Consider the following 21,547-nt stretch of genomic DNA (forward strand, 5'->3'; position numbering starts at 1 on the left):
CATTCTCGCATTCCCGTGCCCCGACGCTACGATTCCGACGACATCGACGATTCCGACGACGACCAGCAGGACAACGGTCCGCTGTGGCGGCGCCGGCTGATCACCTGGAGCATGGCTGCGGTCGCGTTGGGATTGGGTTTCCTCATTCCCTATACGCTGTACCTGAACCAACAGGTGACCCAGCGTTTCGGTGAACTGCGCTGGCAGATCCCGACGCGCGTGTACGCGCGCCCGCTGGTGCTCACCCCCGGCAAGGCGATGGATGCGTCTACGCTGAAGACCGAGCTGGCCGCCTCTGCCTACCGCGATGACGGGCAGGGCAAGGAGCCGGCCACCTATGCGGTGAACGGCGGGCGCTTCGTCATCTCCAGCCGCGGCTTCAACGACGTTGACGGCCGGGTGGCCCCGCGCCGGGTGGAGCTGTCGCTGGCCGATGGCGGCGTGGCCTCGCTGCGCGACGCCGACAACCGCAAGGCGCTGAAGGCCGCGCGGCTGGATCCGGCGCGCATCGCCACCCTGTACGGCCAGAAGCAGGAAGAGCGCCGCCTGATCCGCATGGACGAGGCGCCGGACCTGCTGGTGACTGGCCTGCAGGCGGTGGAGGACAAGGACTTCAACCGCCACCACGGCATCGACCTGTCCGGCATCGCGCGCGCGGTGTGGGTGACGATCCGTTCCGGTGGCCAGAGCCGCCAGGGCGCTTCGACGCTGACCCAGCAGCTGGCCCGCAGCGGCCTGCTCGGCATCGGCAAGGAGCAGACGGTCACCCGCAAGTTCAATGAGGTGCTGTACGCACTGATCATGGAAGCGCGTTATGACAAGCGCACCATCTTCGAGGCCTATCTCAACCAGGTGTACCTGGGCCAGCGCGGCAGCCAGGCGATCCATGGCATGTCCTCCGGCGCCGAGTTCTGGTTCGGCCGTGACCTGCAGTCGCTGGAGACCGAGCAGATCGCACTGCTGATCGGCCTGGTCAAGGGGCCGTCCTTCTACGACCCGCGGCGCAACCCGGAGCGCGCGCTGGATCGCCGCAACTTCGTGCTGGGCAAGCTGCATGAGGCCACGCTGATCGACGATGCCGAGTACCAGCGCGCGCTGAAGGCACCGCTGGGCGTGCCCAAGACGCCGGGCCTGGTGGCAGCCAACCGCTTCCCGGCCTACGTTGACCTGGTCCGCCGCCAGCTCGGCCATGACTATCCGGAATCGGCGCTGCAGGGCGCGGGCCTGAGCGTGATGACCGGCATGTCGCCGTCCGCGCAGGCCTATGCCGAAGGCGCGGTGACCCGCACCATCAAGTCGCTGGAAAGCAAGCGCCGCCCCGAGCTGCAGGCCGGCATGGTGCTGACCGACGTGCACAACGGCGACGTGCTGGCGGTGATCGGTAGCCGCGAGGTGTCCGAGGTCGGCTTCAACCGCGCGATCGAGGCGCAGCGTCCGGTCGGTTCGCTGCTCAAGCCGTTCGTCTACCTGCTGGCCCTGGCGCAGCCGGACCGTTACTCGCTGGCCAGCTGGGTGGATGATTCGCCGGTGACGGTGCAGCTCGGCCGCGGCCGCAACTGGAGTCCCGGCAACGCGGACAACCGCAGCCACGGCACGGTGCGCCTGATCGACGCACTGGCGCATTCCTACAACCAGGCCACGGTGCGCGTGGGCATGCAGGTCGGCCCGGAGCGCGTGACCCAGCTGATCCATGTCCTGGCCGGCATCAAGGCTGACGCCAACCCGGCGGTGATCCTCGGCTCGACCGACCAGAGCCCGTACGCGATGGCGCAGCTGTACCAGTTCCTGGCGTCCGGCGGCGAGATCCAGCCGCTGCACGCGGTGCGTGGCGTGCTCGATCCGCAGGGCAAGCTGCTCAAGCGGTACGACAAGACCCCGGCACCGGCGCAGGAAGGCGACTCGATTGCCGCCAACCTGATCAGTGTCGGCCTGCAGCAGGTGGTCGCCAGCGGTACCGCGCAGCGGCTCAATGCCGATGGCCTCGGCCGCCTGCAGCCCGCCGGCAAGACCGGCACCACCAACGATGGCCGTGACAGCTGGTATGCCGGCTACACCGGTGATCACCTGGCAGTGATCTGGATCGGCAACGACCAGAACGCGCAGGCCGGCCTGTATGGCGCCACCGGCGCGATGCGGGTCTGGTCGGGCATCTTCCAGCGCCTGCCGAGCGCGCCGCTGCGGGTCAGCAACAAGGGCCTGGACTGGCAGTCGGTGGCCCCCACCGGCCTCAACAGCACCGATGAAGGCTGCCCCGGCGCGCGTCGTTTCCCGTTCGTGGTGGGCTATGCGCCTGCCTATGCGCCGTGCGCGCCGGCCGCGTCGCCGGAGGGGCAGGGCGAGGCCGACGGCGAGGGCGGTGGCTGGCGCAGCTGGTTCGGCCTGGACCGCAAGCCGGAAGCGCCTGCCGAACCTGCCGCGGCACCTGCCGCCGCCACTCCTCCCCCGAGCCGATGATGCCGATGAACATGCGATCCCTGCTGCAGCCCCTGGCCCTGACCGGCCTCAGCCTGGCCCTGGCCGCCTGCGTGAGCAGCGCACCACCGGTGGTCAAGCCGGTCGATACCACCACGCCGGCGCAGCGCCTGGCTGCGGTGGATGCTGCAGCGGGTCCGGACGACAAGGAATTGTCGGTACAGCCGCTGCGTGATTCGCAGGTGGAAGATCTGCGGGTGACTGCACTGGCACAACGCCAGGCGAACGACCTGGCCGGCGCGGCCAGCAGCCTGGACCACGCGCTGGAGATCGTGGCGGGTGACCCGGCAGTGCTGCAGGAACGTGCCGAACTGGCGCTGCTGCAGGGCCAGTGGGCGCAGGCGGAGACGTTCGCGCGCAAGGCGGTGGATCTGGGCTCGAAGACCGGGCCGCTGTGCCGCCGGCATTGGGCGACGATCGAGCAGTCGCGCCTGGCGCGGGGCGAGAAGGAGAATGCGGTGTCGGCGCATGCGCAGATTGAGGGCTGCACGGTGCCGGGGATCAAGCGGTACTGAGTTTTCAGCCAACGGCACAGCCCCTCGTGGCTGTGGGTTGGTCGCTGAAGCCAGAAGCAAAAGCCGCGCTTGGCCGGGCGGGGTGGGTTCGCGGGGGACGCCGTGAACCCGTCCCTGGGGGCTTGGCCGCGGCATCCATGCCGCGGACACCCCCGCGAACCCACCCCGCCCAACCTCTGACAGTTTCCGTGTGCGTCCAGCCACGGAAAAGAAAAAGAAAATCAAAAGCGGGTCGCGCGCTGCGCGCACTCGTTGTGGGGTCGGATCCGTTTTCCGCAGGAAAACGGATCCGACCCCTTCTTGTTTCCGTTCCACCCACCGCTTCTGAAAGGGCAGTCGAGCAAGCTCGACGCGACGCCGCGCGTGCATCCGTCACTGGGAAACTGTCGAGGGTGGGGCGGGAGGGGCAGGCAGGACCGTTGGCGCCATGGATGGCGCCATCGAGCCCCCATGGATGGGTTTACGGCGTGTCCTGCCTGCCCCTCCCGGCCTGCCCAGTACGTAAAAATCCAGAGCCATGAACACCGCTGTTGCTGTTGCCCTGGCTTGAAACGGGTGCCGGGCAGCGCCCGGCCGGGTATCCTCTCCCTCTGATGTCCGACCTTGTCCATGCCAGCCGCGAAGCCCTCAGCGAAGGCGGCGCGCTCGCCTCGCATCTGGATGCCTTTGTCCCGCGTCCGGCACAGCTGCACCTGACCGACGCCATCGCCGAAGCGCTGCAGCAGCGCGACCTGCTGCTGGCCGAGGCCGGTACAGGCACCGGCAAGACCTTCGCCTATCTGGTGCCGGTGCTGCTGTCCGGGCTGCGCACCATCATCTCCACCGGTACCCGCGCGTTGCAGGACCAGCTCTACCACCGCGATCTGCCGCGCGTGCGCCAGGCACTGGGCGTTGGCCTGCGCAGCGCGCTGCTGAAGGGACGCGCGAATTACCTGTGCCGCTACCGCCTGCAGCAGGCGCGGGGCGAACCGCGTTTTTCCAGCCCGGAGCAGGCTGCGCAGTTCCAGCGCATCCTGGCCTGGTCCGGCCGTTCGGAGTTCGGTGACATCGCCGAACTGGAAGGCCTGGCCGATGACTCGCCGCTTCTGCCGATGGTCACTTCCACGGTCGACAACTGCCTGGGTACCGATTGCCCGTTCTGGGAAGACTGCTTCGTGGTGCGCGCGCGCCAACGTGCGCAGGCTGCCGACGTGGTGGTGGTCAACCACCACCTGCTGCTGGCCGACCTGGCACTGAAACAGGACGGCTTCGGTGAGTTGCTGCCGGGGGCGCAGGCCTTTGTCATCGACGAGGCGCATCAGCTGCCCGAGTTGGCCGCGCAGTTTTTCGGCGAAGGCTTCGGCATGCGCCCGTGGCAGGAACTCGGCCGCGACTGCCTGGCCGAGGCGCGCGGCGTAGGCGGCGCGCAGTCGGCCCTGCAGGAACCGGTCGACCAGTTGCAGCAGGCGTTGCTGGCGCTGCGCTCGGCGATGGAGGGGCTGCCGCCACGGGGTACGCAGTGGCGTGCGCTGGCGATGCCACAGGTGCGCGATGGATTCGATACGGTGATGGCCGGCCTGGTGACGCTGGAGCAGGCACTGCAACCGCTGCGCGAGGCGGCGGCGGGTCTGGATGCCTGTCATGCGCGGGCACGCGAGGCGGTGTCGCGGCTGCAGCGCTGGCTGGGCGATGATGAGCCCACCCTCGATTTCGATACCGATCCGGCGGAGACCCCCCGTGCCGCCGATGTGCTCTGGTATGAGCTCACCCCGCGTGGTTTCCGCTGCCAGCGCACGCCGATGGATGTGTCCGGCCCGCTGCGCGAGCATCGCGAGCGCAGCCGCGCGGCATGGATCTTCACCTCGGCCACGCTGACCGTGGGCGGTGGCTTCGACCACATCGCCACGCGCCTGGGCCTGGACGATCCGCACACGCTGGTCCAGCCGAGCCCGTTCAACTGGCCCGAGCAGGCGTTGTGCTACCTGCCCGAAGGCCTGCCCGATCCGGCGGCGCGCGGGTTTGGCACCGCGCTGATCCAGACCTTGCGGCCGGTGTTGCAGGCCTCGCAGGGCAGGGCGTTCCTGTTGTTCGCCTCGCACCGTGCATTGCGCGAGGCCGCCGAGGCACTGCGCGACGGGCCGTGGCCGTTGTTCGTGCAGGGCGAGGCGCCACGCGCGGCGCTGCTGCAGCGTTTCCGCGAATCGGGCAATGGCGTGCTGCTGGGCTCGGCCAGTTTCCGCGAGGGCGTGGACGTGGTCGGCGAAGCGCTGAGCGTGGTGATGATCGACAAGCTGCCGTTCGCGGCACCGGATGACCCGGTATACGAGGCGCGGCTGGAGGCGATCCGCAGCCAGGGGGGCAACCCGTTCCGCGACGAGCAGCTGCCGCAGGCGGTGATCGCCCTGAAGCAGGGCGTTGGCCGCCTGATCCGCAGCGAAAGCGACCGGGGCGTGCTGGTCCTGTGCGATCCGCGCCTGCTCAACCGTGGCTATGGCCGGGTCTTTCTTGAGTCGCTGCCGCCGTTCCGGCGCACCCGCAGCCTGGCCGATGTGCAGGCCTTCTTTAGGCCACAATGGCTGCCCGTGGCCGATGATGCGGCTGCCCCGGCCGCCGTTGCGGCGGGCCCGGAGCCTGCTCCCGGTGCCACGTTCCCCTTGTTCTGACCTGATCCAATGAAACTGCTTGCCTTTGAAACCGCCACCGAAGCCTGTTCCGTTGCCCTGCATGTCGATGGGCAGGTCCTGGAACGCTTCGAGATCGCCCCGCGCCGGCACGCCGAGTTGAGCCTGCCGTGGGCCGAGGCGCTGCTGGCCGACGCCGGCATCAGCCGTCGCCAGCTTGATGGCATCGCCCTCAGTCGCGGTCCGGGTGCGTTCACGGGCGTGCGCCTGGCGATTGCCATTGCCCAGGGCATCGCACTGGCACTGGACCGCCCGCTGCTGCCGGTCTCGACGCTGCAGGTGTTGGCGCTGCGCGCACCGGCGGAAGAAACGCAGATCCTGTCGGCGATCGATGCGCGGATGGGCGAACTCTACGTCGCCCGCGTCGAGCGCGTGGACGGCCTGCCGGTTGCGCGCGATGCCGAGCGCGTCTGCGCGCCGGCAGCGGTGGCGCTGCCGGAAGGGCTGTCGGCCTACGGTGTCGGTACCGGGTTCGCCGCAGCCGAGGGTGCGCTGGTCGCGCAGCTCGGTACTGGCCTGCGCGGATTCGACGCCACGGCATTGCCGCGTGCGTCGGACGTGCTCGCACTGGCGGTGCCGGCGTTCGCGCGCGGCGAAGCCATTGCACCGGAGAAGGTCGAGCCGGCCTACCTGCGCGACAACGTGGCACTGACCCTGGTCGAGCAGCAGGCCGCGCGCGAGGCGAAGGCGAAGGCCAACGGCTGAGCCCCTCGTGGCGGGGTTGGTTGATCGCATAAACCAAAGCCGCGCTTGGCCGGGCGGGGTGGGTTCGCGGGGGACGCCGTAAACCCCGCTCCGCGGTCCGGCCCAGCCGCTGGCGGCTGTGCGTTCGGGCGCTTGCGAAGCAGTGCTTCGCAAGCAAAGCGCCCTCACCCATGGGGGCTTGGCCGCGGCATCCATGCCGCGGACACCCCCGCGAACCCACCCCGCCCGACCTCTGACAGTTTCCGTGTGCGTCCGCCACGGAAAATCAAAAGAAAATCAAAGTCAACAGCGGATCGCTTCGCTCGCATCCACGCGTAGCGTGGATGTGTGTCGACCAAGGTCGACACCTACCAACAGCAATGATGCGTCGGGATCTGTCAGAGGCGGGGCGGTATGGGCTTGCAGCACCGTTGGCGCCATGGGCCCGAGGCACGCCTCGGGCGGGTTGGGCAGGACGCTCAACCCCGGTCTTGCCGCGTGCGCAGGACAGCGCACACGAGCAAGGCGCCATCGAGCCCCCAGGGACGGGTTTACGGCGTTTCCTGCAAGCCCATACCGCCCCGCCAAACCCAATATCCCAACCGCCGCTGTTGCTGTTGCCGTTGCTCCAGCCTTCCAGCGGGTCCCGGGCCGCAGGCCCGGGCAACAAACCCCTACCGGTCGTCGTGCAGGGTGCCACCCGGCAGGAACACCCAGGTGCGGGTGACCTGCAGGATGTCGATCTCGTCCTCGGTCTTCGGCAGCGGCGGGAATGGCTGCGCAAGCTGCACCACCCGCAGCGCCGCCTCATCCAGCAACGGCGTCCCGCTTGAACGCAGGATCCGGCTGCTTTCCACGCTGCCATCGCGGCGCACGCCCACGCTGATCACCACCTGGCCGCCGAGCCGGCGCTGCCGGGCCTCGTCCGGGTAATTCAGGTTGCCGACGCGCTCGGCGCGGTCGACCCAGGCGCGCAGGTAATTGGCGTAGGCATATTCGCGCGTGCTGGCCGACACGAACTTGCGGTTCGGGCGCTTGGCGTACTGCGCCGAGCGCAGATGCACCTCGGCCGCCAGCCGTGCCATCTCGGCATCACGCTGCTCGCGTGCCGTCAGCGGTGCATCCGGTTCCGGCTGCTCCGGTGTCGGGCGCGCCTGCGCCTGGGCCACTGCCTCTTCGCCGTTGCGGCTGCTGACCACCCGCGCCTGCGGCGGGGGCGCCGGCGCGGCCGATTGCTGCTGTTGCGGCACCGGGCTCAGCCCCGCCTGGGCCTGCGGAACGATGCCGGCCTGGTTGTCGCGCGGGCGCTGCGCACGGTCGTGCTCGCCGCCACCTTCCTGGCTGGCGGCGGCAAGGAAATCGGCCTGCTTCGGGGTCAGTGCGGTGCGGGTCTGGCTGAAGATCACCTCCAGCGTCGGCACCAGTGGTGCGTCGCCTTTCACCGCAAAACCCACGCCCAGGATCAGCAGGGCGTGGACCACGATCGACAGCGCGATGGTCGCGCCCAGCCGTTGCGCTTCGCGCGCCGGCGGGGGCAGGACGGCAGGTGCGGCCGCCATCAGCGCAGGCCGGCCTCGAGCGCGTCGAACAGGGTGCCGGCGATGTTCAGGCCGTACTGCGCGTCGAGCTCGCGCACGCAGGTCGGGCTGGTCACGTTGACCTCGGTCAGGTAATCGCCGATCACGTCCAGGCCGACGAAGCGCATGCCACGGCGCTTCATCTCCGGGCCAACCTGGCCGGCGATCCAGCGGTCACGCTCGCTCAGCGGGCGCCCTTCGCCACGGCCGCCAGCCGCCAGGTTGCCGCGGAACTCGTCACCCTGGGGAATGCGCGCCAGGCAGTAGTCGACCGGTTCGCCGTCGACCAGCAGGATGCGCTTGTCGCCGGCCGTGATGTCGGGAATGAACTTCTGGGCCAGCGCCAGCTTGCGGCCGCCGTCGGTCAGGGTTTCCAGGATCACGTTCAGGTTCGGATCGCCCTGGCCGCTGCGGAAGATCGAGCGGCCGCCCATCCCATCCAGCGGCTTCAGCACGGCCTGGCCGTGCTCCAGCGCGAAGGCCTTCAATGCCTTGGCATCGCGGCTGACCAGGGTCGGCGGGCAGCACTGCGGGAACAGCAGGGCGGCCAGCTTCTCGTTGTAGTCGCGCAGGCCCTGCGGGTTGTTGACCACGCAGGCGCCGGCAGCGGCAGCCACGTCCAGCACCTGCGTGTCGTAGATGTACTCGGCGTCGACGGGCGGGTCCTTGCGCATCAGCACGATCTGGCCGCGACCGAACTCGGTACGGCTGAACGCGCCCAGCTCATACCAGCCGGCCGGGTCGTCGCGCACCTGCAGCGGTGCGGTCTGGGCCACCGCCACGCCACCTTCCAGGGCCAGCCCGCCGGGCCGCACGTAGTGCAGGGCATGGCCACGGCGCTGGGCTTCCAGCAACATGGCGAAGGTGGTGTCCTTGGCGATCTTGATGTGGGCGATGGGGTCCATCACCACGATGACGTTCAACGGCATGGGCGCACCTGTCAGGCAAGGCGTTGATGGTAGCGGCAACGCCGGCCGTGTGCCTCCCCGCCGTAGTGCAACGCAGCGTCCGCCTGCCGGCAGCGCAGTCATTGCGAACCCGGTCACGTTCAGCCCGGTGCTACCCCCTGCGCGGCAGGCCGGCCTTGAAGCGGGCGCGGGAAGTGCGATATAGATACGCTTTCGCAGCGGCTCCCGCCAGAGATTGGGCCGTGCGCTTGGGGATAGGCAATGACTGAAAACACGACTGCGGGCGGGGAACTCGCAGGACTCCGGGTGATGGTCATCGATGATTCGAAGACCATCCGCAGGACTGCGGAAACGCTGCTCAAGCGCGAAGGCTGCGAGGTGGTCACCGCCACCGACGGCTTCGAAGCGCTTGCCAAGATCGCAGACCAGCAGCCGCAGATCATCTTCGTCGACATCATGATGCCGCGCCTGGATGGCTACCAGACCTGTGCGCTGATCAAGGGCAACCAGCTGTTCAAGGCGACCCCGGTGATCATGCTGTCGTCCAAGGATGGTCTGTTCGACAAGGCGCGGGGGCGCATCGTCGGCTCGGAGCAATACCTGACCAAGCCTTTCACGCGCGAAGAACTGCTGGGTGCCATCCGCACATACGTCAACGCCTGACCAGGGGGGAAAGGCACAATGGCTCGTATCGTCCTGATCGAGGATTCACCGACCGACCGCGCGGTGTTCACCCAGTGGCTGCGCCGTGCCGGCCACGAGGTGCTGGAAGCGGACAACGCCGAGGATGGCCTGCAGCTGGTCCGCGACCAGGTGCCGCAGCTGGTGCTGATGGACGTGGTCCTGCCCGGCATGAGCGGGTTCCAGGCCACCCGGGCGATGGCCCGCGATGCGGCGATCAAGCACATCCCGGTGATCATCGTCAGCACCAAGGCGATGGAAACCGACAAGGCCTGGGGCCTGCGCCAGGGCGCAGCCGATTACATCGTCAAGCCGCCGCGCGAGGATGAACTGATCGCGCGGATCAACGAACTGGTGGCCTGATGCGCTCGCCCTTCGACATCCTTGAAGCCTACGAACGACGCAGCCTGGCCCATGCAGTGCAGCTGCCCGGGCGGCAGTTCGCCCAGGACCTGTGGCGTGGCGTCGGTTACCGCGTCGGCCAGCGCCGGCTGGTGTCCGATTTCCGCGAAGTGGTGGAAATCGTGCCGATGCCGCCGGTGACCCCGGTGCCCTGCGCGCAGCCCTGGCTGCTGGGCGTGGGCAACCTGCGTGGCAACCTGTTTCCGGTGGTCGACCTGAAGTACTTCCTGGAAGGCACGCGCACCGTGCAGCAGGAAGGCCAGCGCGTGCTGATCATGCGCCAGGCTGGCGGCGACGTCGCACTGACCATCGATGAACTGTTCGGCCAGCGCAGCTTCGAGCTGGACCAGCAGATCGACGCGGGCACGTTGGCCGAAGGCCGCTACGGCCATTTCGTTGACCGTGCCTTCCATGCCGACGGCCATGACTGGGGCGTGTTCTCGCTCTCGCTGCTGTCGCGCACCCCTGAATTCCGGCAAGCCGCGGCCTGAGGCCGGGCATCGCCCCCTGCATTGAAGATCGAGGTTGAACGATGAGTACTGCTTCGGACGCCACCAAGACCGGCAAGCTGCGGCTGGGCGGCAGCAACCTCTGGCTGTTCCTGCTGCTGGCATCGATGATCCTGTTCGGCGTCAACACCGGCGTCGCCACCTGGCAGGGCAGCCGCCTTGCCGACGCCGGCTCCAAGGCCGCCGACCTGCAGGTGCTGTCGCAGCAGCTGGCCAACCAGGGACGTGACGCGGTCGGCGGCAACGCCCAGGCCTTCACCGCCTTCAAGGCCACCCGCAACGCGATCGAACAGAACGTGTCGACGCTGCAGGGCCGCTATGGCAAGGAGCCGGGCGTGTCCGGCGCCATCGCCACCCTGGGCGAAACCTGGGCGCCGCTGGGCAAGCAGGCCGGGCAGCTGGTGGCCAGCGAGCCGGCGGTGCTGGCGCTGGCCGGCAATGCCAACAACTTCACCGGCGCGGTACCGGGCCTGCAGGCCCAGCTGAACGAGCTGGTGCGCGCGATGTCCGCCTCCAGCGCCCCCTCGTCGCAGGTGTACAGCGCACTGCAGCAGGTCGTGGTGGCCGGTTCGATGGCCCGTCGGGTGACCGAAATGCGTGCCGGTGGCAGCGCCGCAGCGACCTCCGGGGATGCGCTGGCGCGTGACATCACCGTGTTCTCGCAGGTGCTCGACGGCCTGCGCAACGGCAACGAGGAACTGGGCATCACCGCCGTGCGCGGTGCTGCCGCCGTGGCCGCACTGGAGCAGTCGCAGCAGAAGTGGGAAGCGATGAAGCAGGACGCCGATGCGATCCTGGCCAGCTCGCGCCAGCTGTTCGCGGCGCAGTCGGCGGCGACCGCGCTGGGCCAGGGCTCGGCCCACATGCTGGACGACAGCCGCAAGCTGTTCGATGCGTTCTCCTCGTTCGGCTCGGTGTCCGACACCCGCCTGTTCCCCAACTTCTGGATCGGCGTGGTGTCCGGCGCGCTGTCGCTGATCGCGATCATCGGCTTCGTCTCCACCAACGTGCGCAGCCGCTCGCGCGAGCAGGAACTGCGTTACCAGACCCAGGTGGAATTCAACAGCCGCAACCAGCAGGCGATCATGCGGCTGCTGGACGAAATCTCCTCGCTCGGTGAGGGTGACCTGACGGTGAAGGCCTCGGTGACCGAGGACATGACCGGCGCGATCGCCGACGCGATCAACTATGCGGTGGACGAGCTGCGCCACCTGGTGACCACCATCAACGACACCTCGGCCAAGGTCGCGATGTCCACCCAGGAAACCCAGGCCACCGCGATGCAGCTGGCAGAGGCGGCGGGCCACCAGGCCAACCAGATCACCTCCGCCTCGGACCGCATCGGTGAAATCGCAGCGAGCATCGAGCAGGTGTCGCGCAACTCGGCCGAGTCGGCCGACGTGGCACAGCGCTCGGTGGTGATCGCCGCCGAAGGCGCCGGCGTGGTGCGCGAGACCATCCAGGGCATGGACCAGATCCGCGACCAGATCCAGGAAACCTCCAAGCGCATCAAGCGCCTGGGCGAGTCGTCGCAGGAAATCGGCTCGATCGTGGAACTGATCAATGACATTTCCGAGCAGACCAACATCCTGGCGCTGAACGCGGCGGTGCAGGCGGCGTCGGCGGGCGAAGCGGGCCGCGGTTTCGCGGTCGTGGCCGACGAAGTGCAGCGCCTGGCAGAACGTACCTCGGGTGCGACCCGACGCATCGAAAACCTGGTCCAGGCCATTCAGGCCGATACCAACGAAGCGGTCACCTCGATGGAGCAGACCACGTCCGAAGTGGTGTCCGGTGCGCGCCTGGCCGAGGACGCCGGTACCGCGCTGACCGAGATCGAGCGCGTGTCCAACGCCCTCAATACCCTCATCAAGAACATCTCCATCGCCGCCCAGCAGCAGTCGGCCGCGGCCTCGGACATCACCCGCACCATGGGCGTGATCCGGCAGATCACCGGCCAGACCTCGCAGGGTGCCGGGCAGACCGCAGAGTCGATCGGCCACCTCGCGCAGCTGGCGGCGGACCTGCGCCGTTCGGTCGCCGACTTCAAGCTGCCGGCGTGACGCGGGCAGGGCGGCGAGCAAGGAACCAGTCGATGAAGCATTTCCATTCCCCACGCCAGAATCCGCGCGGCCACCGCGCGGCGGCGAACGGAGCGCGTCCATGAGCAGTCTGCGCGATGCGATGAGCCACGCAGCGCTGGGCTGGGTCAAGCCCGAGCTGGACGAGACCCTGCGCCAGGTGCGCAACGAGGTCGAGTACTACGCGGAAGACCCGAGCGATGCCAGCCGCATGCGCATCTGCGCCGGCTACCTGCACCAGGTGCAGGGCACCCTGCGCATGGTTGAACTGTATGCCCCGGCGATGGTGGCCGAAGAGCTGGAGCAGCTGGCCAATGCCATCGGCGCCGGCCAGGTGGCCGACCGGGATGAAGCCTGTGCGACCCTGATGCGTGGCAGCGTGCTGCTGCCGGACTATCTGGAGCGCCTGCAGAACGGCCATCGCGACATTCCGATCGTGCTGATGCCGCTGCTCAACGAGATCCGCGCGTCGCGTGGCGAAGAAGGCGTCAACGACAGCGTGCTGCTGGCCTTTGCGCCGGACAGCATCACCGCCACCGAGGCCGAACTGGACCATGCCCGGGGCAGCCTGAGCGGGCGCAACCGCGAGCTGCTCGATACCGTCGGCAGCGCAGTGAAGGAAGAACTGCTGCGCATCAAGGATGCGCTTGACCTGCACCTGCGCACCGGCGGTGCACCGGAACAGCTGCAGACCCAGGCCAACGAACTGGGCGCCGTGGCCGACACGCTGGGCATGATGGGCCTGGGCGTGGCCCGTGGCGTGGTCGTGCAGCAGCGCGACGCGCTGCGTGGCGTGGTCGAGGGGCGCCAGCAGATCGACGAGAACCTGCTGCTGGATATCGCCGGTGCGCTGCTGTACGTCGATGCCTCGCTGGACGACCAGGTTGCCCATCTGGGCGCCGGCGGCAGTGGCGAGGACGATCCGAGCGCGGTGGAGAACCGGCGCACGGTGGAAGTGCTGGCCCATGAAGCCATCGCCAACTTCGCTGCCGCCCGCGAGCATTTCGTCGCCTTCATCGAAACCAGCTGGAACCATGCCGAGCTGCAGGATGTACCGCGCCTGCTGGGCGATGTGTCCGGCGCGCTGCGCATGCTCGACCTGGGTACCGCCGCCGATTACCTGCGTGGCGTGCAGCAGTACATCGAGGCCGAGCTGATCGGCCGCCAGCGCGTGCCCAGCGGCCGCCAGCTGGACACCCTGGCCGATGCCATGGCCAGCCTGGAGTACTACCTGGAAGCCCTGCGCGATCGTCGCCCGGGCCGCGAAGACATCCTCGAAATCACCCGCAGCAGCCTCGAGGCACTGCGCTACTGGCCGCTGCCCGAACGCAACGCCGCCGCACCGGAAGCGCCGGCAGCGCTTGCGATCGAACGTGAGCCGCTGCCGGTGCAGGTCGAGCCGCTGCAGCCCGAGCGCATCGAGGTACCGGTGCAGCCTGCTGCGCCCGCGGCCGGCGACGTGCCGGTATCGCTGCCGGACTTCACCTTCGATCCGCCGCCGGCCACACCGGCACCGAGGGTGCCCGACAACAGCCTGATGTTCGGCGCGCTGGGCACCGCGGGCGTCGTGGCCGCCAGCCCGTTGGATGCTGGCGCCTCGCCGCTGCCAACACAGGATGATGCCGAGGCATCGCTGGTCTTCGCCGCGTCCAGCGCACCTGCGCCTGATGTCCCGCAGTGGGAGCTGGCGCCGTTCTACCCCGAAGCCGAGGCGGCCGCGCCCGCCGGCGACGAACGCGCGCCGACGTTCGCCAGTTTCGATCCCGTCAGCTTCGAACTGGCCGACAGCGATCACGCCGATGCACCGCAGTGGTCGCTGTCCGAGGCGCCGCAGGTGCTCGAGGAAAGCGCAGCGCCTGCGATCGACGAGACGACGGACAGCGTGGTTTCGCCCGTGACCGGATTCGATGCTGCGCCGGTGTTCGATCCGGTAGCGGCCGAACGGGGCGCGGTTGCCGAGGCCGACGACGTGGTGTTCCGCTTCGACGCCGATGCATTGGACAACGCTGACGATGTGCTGTCGCTGCACGCGATGGAAACGTTGTCGCTGGACGATGACGCCGGGTTGCATCCGTCGCTGGAGATCGTCGATGCCGTGGCGCCGCCGCTGGCCGATGCATCGCCTGCGGCGGAGGTCAGGGTGGACGAGGCTCCGGATGACCTGCCGGCATCGTCGATCACGCCGCCGTCGATCGAAGCGCCCGCCCCGGCAGCGGAAACGTCGGCGCCGGCCGTGTCGGTGATCGATATCGACACCATCGCGCCGATCGATTTCAGCGAAGCCGATGCCCAGTTCTTCGCCGAGCTGAGTGCAGCTGCTGCCGGCTTCAATCCGCAGGCGATGCCCACCGCGACGGCACCGGAGGCAGTCGTTGCGACCGGCGCCGACGCCAATGCCGACGCGACTACGGGCTTCGACGCCGGCTTCGACGACGACGCCGAGAACATCGACGAGGACATCCGCGAGGTGTTCCTGGAAGAGTTCGACGACGAGCTCGCCAATCTGGGCACGCTGCTGCCGGCGTGGCGCATGCAGCCGGACAACATGGACCGGCTGCGCCCGATCCGCCGCATCTTCCATACCCTCAAGGGCAGTGGCCGCCTGGTTGGCGCACGTACGCTGGGCGAGTTCGCGTGGAAGATCGAAGGCATGCTCAACCGCGTGCTGGATGGCAGCCGCGCCGCCTCGCCGGCGGTGCTGGCGATGGTCGACAACGCACATGCGGCGCTGCCACAACTGAACGCAGCGCTGCGCCACGGCCAGCGCATCAGCGTCGACCTGCAGGCCATGCAGGCCATTGCCGATCGTGTCGGCGCAGGCGAGGAAACCTACTACGTACCGCTGCCGGGTGCGGCTGCGCCGGTTGTACCGGTTGCTGAAGCTGACGGCGAAGACGAGATCAGCCGCATTCTCGATGTGGAGGCTGCCGCCTCGGCGCCGGCCGATACCGACGTGGAGGCCGAAGTGGCCGGTACGCCGGCCAACATCGACAGCGTGCTGCGCGAGATTCTCGAGGCCGAGGTGGAAGTCCACCAGGCCACCCTGCAGGACTGGCTGCGTTCGGCGCAGCAGGCGCCGCAACCGGTCAGCGATGCACTGCTGCGCGCGGTGCACACCATGAACGGCGCCTTCGCGATGACCGAAGTGCCCGAGATCACGGCGGTGACCGGCGGCGCGGAGTCCTACATCAAGCGCGCACTGGCCGCCGAGGTGGTCCCGGGTGATGAAGGCGTAGCCGCCCTGGATGCGACTGCGCAGGCGATCACCGCCACCATGGAAGCGTTGCAGGCCGAACAGCCGCGCATCGCGCCGCAACAGGTACTCGCGCAGCGCCTGCAGGCGCTGGCTGGCGCGTTGCCGGAAGCGCGCTGGCCGATGGTGGGCCTGGAAGACGAAGAAGACGATCTGGCGCTGGATGACGAACCGCCGGTGGAACTGGACGCGGATGCATCGACAGCCGTCGCGCCTGAATTTGATGCGGTGCCGCATTCGTTTGCCGCACCGGAGCAGGACGCGGAAGCACGTGCCGATACTGTCGAAGCCCCGGTCGCCGACGTGGCGATCGAGGCCGGGCTGGAGGTCGGTGAGCTGACGGCCAGCGATGATCTTTCGCGCTACTTCGATGCCGGATGGCCGTCCGTACCGGGTGAGGAGGATGCGTCGCTGCCGGTGGTCGAATCGATCCAGGTGGCCGACGACGTTCCAGCCGTTGCCGTAGCCGGTGTCGAGGCGGAGGCCGAAGGCGTGCTGCGGTTGTCCGACGATGCCGGTTTGACCGTCGTGGATGATCTGTCGCCGTACCTGGATGCCAGTGCGCTGCCGGTTGACGACCGCGACGCCGAAGAGACTCCGGCCGCTGTCGAAGCCGTCGCATCTGACCTGAATGCGCCCTCGGCCGATCGCGCGCACGTCGCTGATGCCACGGCGTTCGAAATGCCTGCTGCACTGCCACTCGACAGCGAGCTGTCGAGCCTGCAGGATGAAATGGCTGCGCCGGGGTTTGCAGAACCGGTCTCGCTGGAAGCCGCGCTCGAGGCCGGCCTGCACGTGATCGACGAAGAGCAGCCCCTGGCCGACGACGGGCAATGGCCCGTGCTCGGCCTGCAGGCCAGCGAACTCGCGCCGGGCGAGGCGGAAGCCTTTGCCGAGGATGCGGACGTCGGCGGGGAGGCGGCGATCGGTGAAGGAGAGAGCGCCGATCAGCCGTCCCCGGCGACGGTGAATGAGGAGATCGCGGAGGCCGCAGCGCAGGCCACCGCCGAACCGGTACGCTTCTTCGAACTGGAAGACGCGCCGGGCCAGGCGGAGGTCCACGCCGAAGCTGCCGGCGTCGACGCGGTTGCGGTGTCGGATGCCGTGGCAGCCAGCGCGCCCGAAGCCGACGTGCCTGAAACCGTGACACCTGACATCCTTGCCATGCCGGTGCCGGAAGACAGCACCGATACGCTCGACTTCAGCGTCTACGATCGCGAGCTGGTCGACATCTTCGTCGAGGAAGGCAAGGACCTGCTCGACCACTGCGATGGCCTGATCAGCGAGCTGCGTGATGCACCGCAGGACCGCGAGGTGCTGGCCGGCCTGCAGCGTGACCTGCACACCCTGAAGGGTGGCGCACGCATGGCCGGCATCAACGCCATCGGTGATCTCGGCCACAGCATCGAATCGTTGCTGGAGGCGGTCGCCGCCGGTCGCACCGAGATCGAACGCCGCGATGTGCAGTTGCTGGAGCGCGGATTCGATCGCCTGCACCAGCTGCTGACCCGCACCGGTAACCACCGCGTGGTGGAACCGGCGCAGGATCTGGTCGATGCGTTCGAAGTGCGTACCACCACCGATATTGCCGCAGCAGCAGCGGCTGCCGCAGGCGCAGCGGACGTGGCGAGCGTTGCAGAAACCGCGTCGGCAGCGGTCGCCGGCCCTGCGCCGGCACTGCTCGATGCGCCGTTGTCGGCACCGCTGCCGGCCGAAGGCGTGATCGATGAAGATCCGCTGGCGCGCCCGCAGCAGGAACAGGTGCGCGTGCGCGCGGATCTGCTCGACCGCCTGGTCAACCATGCCGGTGAAGTGGCGATCTACCGCTCGCGCCTGGAACAGCAGCTTGGTGCCTTCCGCGGCGCGATGGGCGAGCTGGAGCGCACCAATGCGCGACTGCGCGACCAGCTGCGCCGACTCGACCTGGAAACCGAGGCGCAGATCGTCGCCCGCTACCAGCGTGAGCAGGACCAGGCCGATCAGAAGTTCGATCCGCTGGAACTGGACCGCTTCTCCACGCTGCAGCAGCTCAGCCGTGCACTGAACGAGTCGGCGGCCGATCTCGGGGGCCTGCAGGGCGTGCTCGACGATCTGTCACGCCAGTACGATTCGTTGCTGCAACAGCAGTCGCGCGTCAGCTCCGAGCTGCAGGATGGCCTGATGCGCGCGCGCATGGTGCCGTTCGATGGCCTGGTGCCGCGCCTGCGCCGCGTGGTCCGCCAGTCCGGAATGGATACCGGCAAGCAGGTGCACCTGACCCTGGAGGGCACCCACGGCGAACTGGACCGCAATGTCCTCGATCGCATGGTCGCGCCGCTCGAACACATGCTGCGCAACTCCGTGGCCCACGGCCTGGAGGCGCCGGAACAGCGTCGCGCCGCCGGCAAGCCGGAGGAGGGCGAAGTCGCCATCCGCCTGCACCGTGAAGGCTCGGAAATCGTGCTGGAAGTGGCCGATGACGGTGCTGGCCTGGACCGCGAAGCGATCCGCCGCCGCGCCATCGATCGTGGCCTGTTGGCCGCCGATGCGCAGCCCAGCGAGCAGGAACTGGACAACCTGATCTTCGCCTCCGGTTTCTCCACCGCCGACCAGGTCAGCCAGCTGGCGGGTCGTGGCGTGGGCATGGACGTGGTGCGCAACGAAGTGCGCCAGCTCGGCGGCTCGGTCGACATCCAGTCAGTGCGTGGCCAGGGCGTGCGCTTCACCTTGCGCCTGCCGCAGACGCTGGCCGTCACCCAGGCGGTGTTCGTGCAGATCGGTGAAACCACCTTCGCCGTGCCGGTGGCCTCGGTCAGTGGTATCGGCCGCCTGTCACGCGAACGCTTCGAGGCCGCCGACAGCAGCTACCGCTACAGCGGCGAAGACTATCCGCTGTATGACCTCGGCAGCCTGGTCGGGCAGGCCCCGGCACGCGCCGATGGCCAGGACCAGGTGCCGCTGCTGCTGGTGCGTGCCGGTGACCTGCGCGCTGCCGTGGCGATCGACCAGGTGCTGGGCAACCGCGAAATCGTGGTCAAGCCGGTCGGCCTGCAGATCGCATCGGTACCGGGCATCTACGGTGCCACCATCACCGGCGATGGTCGCGTGGTGGTGATCCTGGACGTCGCGCCGCTAGTGCGCCGTTTCCTCGCCAATCCGACCGCACCGGTGCTGGCCAATGCACCGCGCGACGAACGCCAGGTGCCGCTGGTGATGGTGGTCGATGACTCGCTGACCATGCGCAAAGTGACCGGACGGATCCTCGAACGGCACAACTTCGAAGTCAGCGTCGCCCGCGATGGCGTGGAAGCACTGGAGCGGCTGGAAGAGCGCGTGCCAGACCTGATGCTGCTGGATATCGAGATGCCGCGCATGGACGGCTACGAGCTGGCCACGGCGATGCGCGCCGACCCGCGCTACAAGGATGTGCCGATCGTGATGATCACCTCGCGCAGCGGCGACAAGCACCGCCAGCGCGCCTTCGAGATCGGTGTCCAGCGTTATCTGGGCAAGCCGTACCAGGAACTGGACCTGATGCGTAACGTGTACGACCTGCTGGGGATCGCCCGTGTCCGTGAGTGAAACCCATCCGGCCCCGGCCGTCGCCCTGCTGGCCCGCCCCGGTGCGGCGCGCGAACGCCTGCGCGAGGCGCTGTCGCATGCAGATGTGCAGCTGGTTCTGGAAGATGACCCGAACGGCTTGGAGCCACAGGTCCTGCAGGCTGCGGATCCGCAGTTCGTGGTGATCGCGCTGGAAGCGGCCATCGAGGACGCACTGGAACGGCTGGACGCCGCGCTCTCGGCACCGGGGCTGACCCTGGTGTTCGATGAGGCCGAGCTGGCCGCGCGCCGCGACGGCTGGGAGGCGCAGCGTTGGGGGCGCCATCTGGCCGCCAAGCTGCACGGCCACCAGCAGGTGTTGCCGCCGGGTGCCGAGGAAGAGCCCAGCCTGCAGCTGGAGCCCGGCCATCCGGCGCCCGCGCCGGCACCGCAGGAAGAAGCCCTGCAGCCGCATCTGGCGCAGGCGCTGAGCTGGGCCGATGACGTTCCGGCCGACGGTCTGTATTCGCCGCCGGCACACCTGCACGAACCGATCGCGCTGGAGCAGGCCCTGGCGGCACTGCAGCCGGACGTGCCCGAACCACGGGATCCGCCTTCGCCGCCGCAAGCGCCGGCCGAACCGGCGGCGCCTGCGGCACCGCCGATCTCCTTCGATCACACCGCCTGGTCGCTGGTCGAGGAATCGATCGAAGCGCCGGCACCGGCAGAAGTGGCGGCGCCGGCCGCTGCGCCGCAGCCCTCCTTCGATACCGATCATTTGACCCTGGTCGATCTGGATGCCGCCGCCCCGGCCGGTGCGCGCGCCGCATCAGTGCTGGTGCTGGCCGGCATCGGTGGCCCGGATGCGTTGCGTCGCCTGCTCGGCGCACTGCCCGCGTCGTTGAGCGTGCCGGTCCTGGTGCACATGCGCCTGGACGGTGGCCGCTACGGCAACCTGGTCAAGCAGATGTCGCGTGTTTCGCCGTTGCCGGTGCAGCTGGCCGAGGCCGGCCAGCGCGCCGCGCCGGGCGAGGTCCACGTGCTGGCTGATGATATCGGCGTGCGCGCGGCCAGCGATGGCCTGCATTTCCAGAGCGATGCCACCGGTATTTCGCTCGCTGCATTGCCGGCCGCACACACTGCGCTGGTGCTGCTCAGCGGTGCCGACCTGGCCCATGTCGGCCCGGCGCTGGACCTGGCGGCCGCCGGTGCGTGGGTGGCCGGGCAGGTAGGCGAGGGCTGCTACGACCCGGCTGCGGCCACCGCCGTGGTTGCTGCCGGCATGGTGGCCGGTGAACCGCAGGAGCTGGCGCAGGCAATTGCCGCGCGCTGGGGTGAGCAGGACGACAACGGAGAGGCACCATGAGCTACGCCAGCAACGACGAAATCCGCGGCGTCCTGATCCAGGCCGGCAACGAGCGCGTACTGCTGCCCAATGCCACCGTGGCCGAAATGATGTCGCGCGTACCGGTGCAGCCGGTCTCCGATGCACCGCGCTGGCTGGTTGGCGAGATCGGCTGGCACGGCTGGCAGGTGCCGCTGGTGTCGTTCGCACGCCTTTCCGGGCTGGGCGAAGAGACGGTGGCCGGCCACAACAAGGTGGTAGTACTGAAGTCCCTCAGCGGCAACGCGCAGCGCCCGTACTACGCGCTGCTGACGCAGAACTTCCCGCAGCTGATCTCGGTGCCGCGCGACGGCCTGCTGGCCGACGCCTCCGAAGAAACCCTGCCGCAGATCGTGCACATGCGCGTGCTGCTGGGTGAGCAGAGCGCGCTGCTGCCGAACCTGGATGCACTGGAAGCGGCGCTGGATTCGCTGGCGGCCTGATCGGCAATCCGCCGGTCGGGTAGCCGGTAGTGCCGGCCGCTGGCCGGCAACCCCATGATCCCGTGGATGCCGGCCAGCGGCCGGCACTACCACGAAGCCTTACCCCAGATCGCCCAACCGCGCCTGCAACGCCGCGATCGCGGCCAGCCCGGCCGTTTCCGTGCGCAGGATCCGCAGCCCCAGTTGCAGCCCCTGAAATCCTGCCGCTTGCAATCACGATGCCGCCAGCGGGAGCGGCTTCCAGCGTCGACATTCGCTGGCGGCCTGATCGGCAATCCGCCGGTCGGGTAGCTGGTAGTGCCGGCCGCTGGCCGGCAACCTCATGATCCCGTGGATGCCGGCCAGCGGCCGGCACTACCACGAATCAGCCTTACCCCAGATCGCCCAAGCGCGCCTGCAACGCCGCGATCGCGGCCAGTCCGGCCGTTTCCGTGCGCAGGATCCGCGGCCCCAGTTGCAGCC

General features: G+C 68.7%; 14 protein-coding genes and 1 pseudogene. 11 read left to right on the forward strand and 4 right to left on the reverse strand.

The annotated features are described in order from the left end of the window. The first annotated feature begins 15 nt into the window (after nt 1-15). The 4 genes from mrcB to tsaB all read left to right on the forward strand — a co-directional run bounded on the left by mrcB (nt 16) and on the right by tsaB (nt 6,352). A complete protein-coding gene (gene mrcB / locus AC5P8F_RS13115; RefSeq protein WP_032958979.1) occupies nt 16-2,454 on the forward strand; it encodes a penicillin-binding protein 1B in 2,439 nt (812 codons plus the stop codon). After that, nucleotides 2,451-2,987, forward strand: a complete 537-nt coding sequence (locus tag AC5P8F_RS13120; RefSeq protein ID WP_014648099.1) for a hypothetical protein — start codon at nt 2,451-2,453, stop codon at nt 2,985-2,987. Before mrcB ends, AC5P8F_RS13120 begins: the two co-directional genes overlap by 4 nt. A gap of 593 nt (nt 2,988-3,580) precedes the next feature. Continuing rightward, the gene (gene yoaA / locus AC5P8F_RS13125) at nt 3,581-5,629 is read left to right on the forward strand and encodes a DNA repair helicase YoaA (RefSeq protein WP_111206956.1); all 2,049 of its coding nucleotides are present in this window, start codon (nt 3,581-3,583) and stop codon (nt 5,627-5,629) included. A 9-nt stretch (nt 5,630-5,638) separates the two neighbouring features. Further along, on the forward strand, nt 5,639-6,352 hold the full coding sequence (gene tsaB / locus AC5P8F_RS13130; protein ID WP_197606863.1) for a tRNA (adenosine(37)-N6)-threonylcarbamoyltransferase complex dimerization subunit type 1 TsaB: 714 nt from the start codon (nt 5,639-5,641) through the stop codon (nt 6,350-6,352). 653 nt (nt 6,353-7,005) lie between these two features. Here tsaB and AC5P8F_RS13135 read toward each other — a convergent pair. Together AC5P8F_RS13135 and gshB are read right to left on the reverse strand one after the other, a co-directional pair. Further along, entirely contained in the window at nt 7,006-7,890 is an 885-nt protein-coding gene (locus AC5P8F_RS13135) for an energy transducer TonB family protein (protein ID WP_014648095.1), read from the reverse strand. After that, a complete protein-coding gene (gene gshB / locus AC5P8F_RS13140; protein WP_014648094.1) occupies nt 7,890-8,837 on the reverse strand; it encodes a glutathione synthase in 948 nt (315 codons plus the stop codon). The genes AC5P8F_RS13135 and gshB overlap by 1 nt, the downstream gene beginning before the upstream one ends. A 240-nt stretch (nt 8,838-9,077) precedes the next feature. Between gshB and pilG the strand changes: the two genes are divergently transcribed. From pilG to AC5P8F_RS13175, 7 genes are all read left to right on the forward strand, one after another. Further along, entirely contained in the window at nt 9,078-9,479 is a 402-nt protein-coding gene (gene pilG, locus AC5P8F_RS13145) for a twitching motility response regulator PilG (protein ID WP_005418455.1), read from the forward strand. Nucleotides 9,480-9,497: 18 nt separating this feature from the next. Next, entirely contained in the window at nt 9,498-9,860 is a 363-nt protein-coding gene (locus AC5P8F_RS13150) for a response regulator (protein WP_005410717.1), read from the forward strand. Continuing rightward, on the forward strand, nt 9,860-10,390 hold the full coding sequence (locus tag AC5P8F_RS13155) for a chemotaxis protein CheW (protein WP_014648092.1): 531 nt from the start codon (nt 9,860-9,862) through the stop codon (nt 10,388-10,390). The genes AC5P8F_RS13150 and AC5P8F_RS13155 overlap by 1 nt, the downstream gene beginning before the upstream one ends. 41 nt (nt 10,391-10,431) lie before the next feature. Continuing rightward, on the forward strand, nt 10,432-12,468 hold the full coding sequence (locus AC5P8F_RS13160; protein ID WP_495228311.1) for a methyl-accepting chemotaxis protein: 2,037 nt from the start codon (nt 10,432-10,434) through the stop codon (nt 12,466-12,468). 100 nt (nt 12,469-12,568) lie between these two features. Next, a complete protein-coding gene (locus tag AC5P8F_RS13165; protein WP_329768676.1) occupies nt 12,569-19,300 on the forward strand; it encodes an Hpt domain-containing protein in 6,732 nt (2,243 codons plus the stop codon). After that, entirely contained in the window at nt 19,287-20,624 is a 1,338-nt protein-coding gene (locus tag AC5P8F_RS13170) for a chemotaxis protein CheB (RefSeq protein ID WP_049441322.1), read from the forward strand. Before AC5P8F_RS13165 ends, AC5P8F_RS13170 begins: the two co-directional genes overlap by 14 nt. Next, on the forward strand, nt 20,621-21,085 hold the full coding sequence (locus AC5P8F_RS13175) for a chemotaxis protein CheW (protein WP_014648089.1): 465 nt from the start codon (nt 20,621-20,623) through the stop codon (nt 21,083-21,085). The genes AC5P8F_RS13170 and AC5P8F_RS13175 overlap by 4 nt, the downstream gene beginning before the upstream one ends. A gap of 99 nt (nt 21,086-21,184) precedes the next feature. Here AC5P8F_RS13175 and AC5P8F_RS13180 read toward each other — a convergent pair. Next, nucleotides 21,185-21,298, reverse strand: a pseudogene (locus AC5P8F_RS13180) (16S rRNA (uracil(1498)-N(3))-methyltransferase); the annotation flags it as partial. A 157-nt stretch (nt 21,299-21,455) separates the two neighbouring features. After that, a partial coding sequence (locus AC5P8F_RS13185) for a 16S rRNA (uracil(1498)-N(3))-methyltransferase (protein WP_495202346.1) occupies nt 21,456-21,547 on the reverse strand: 92 nt, incomplete at its 5' end.

The sequence above is a fragment of the Stenotrophomonas sp. YJH_SMC_69 genome (genome assembly GCF_059370495.1).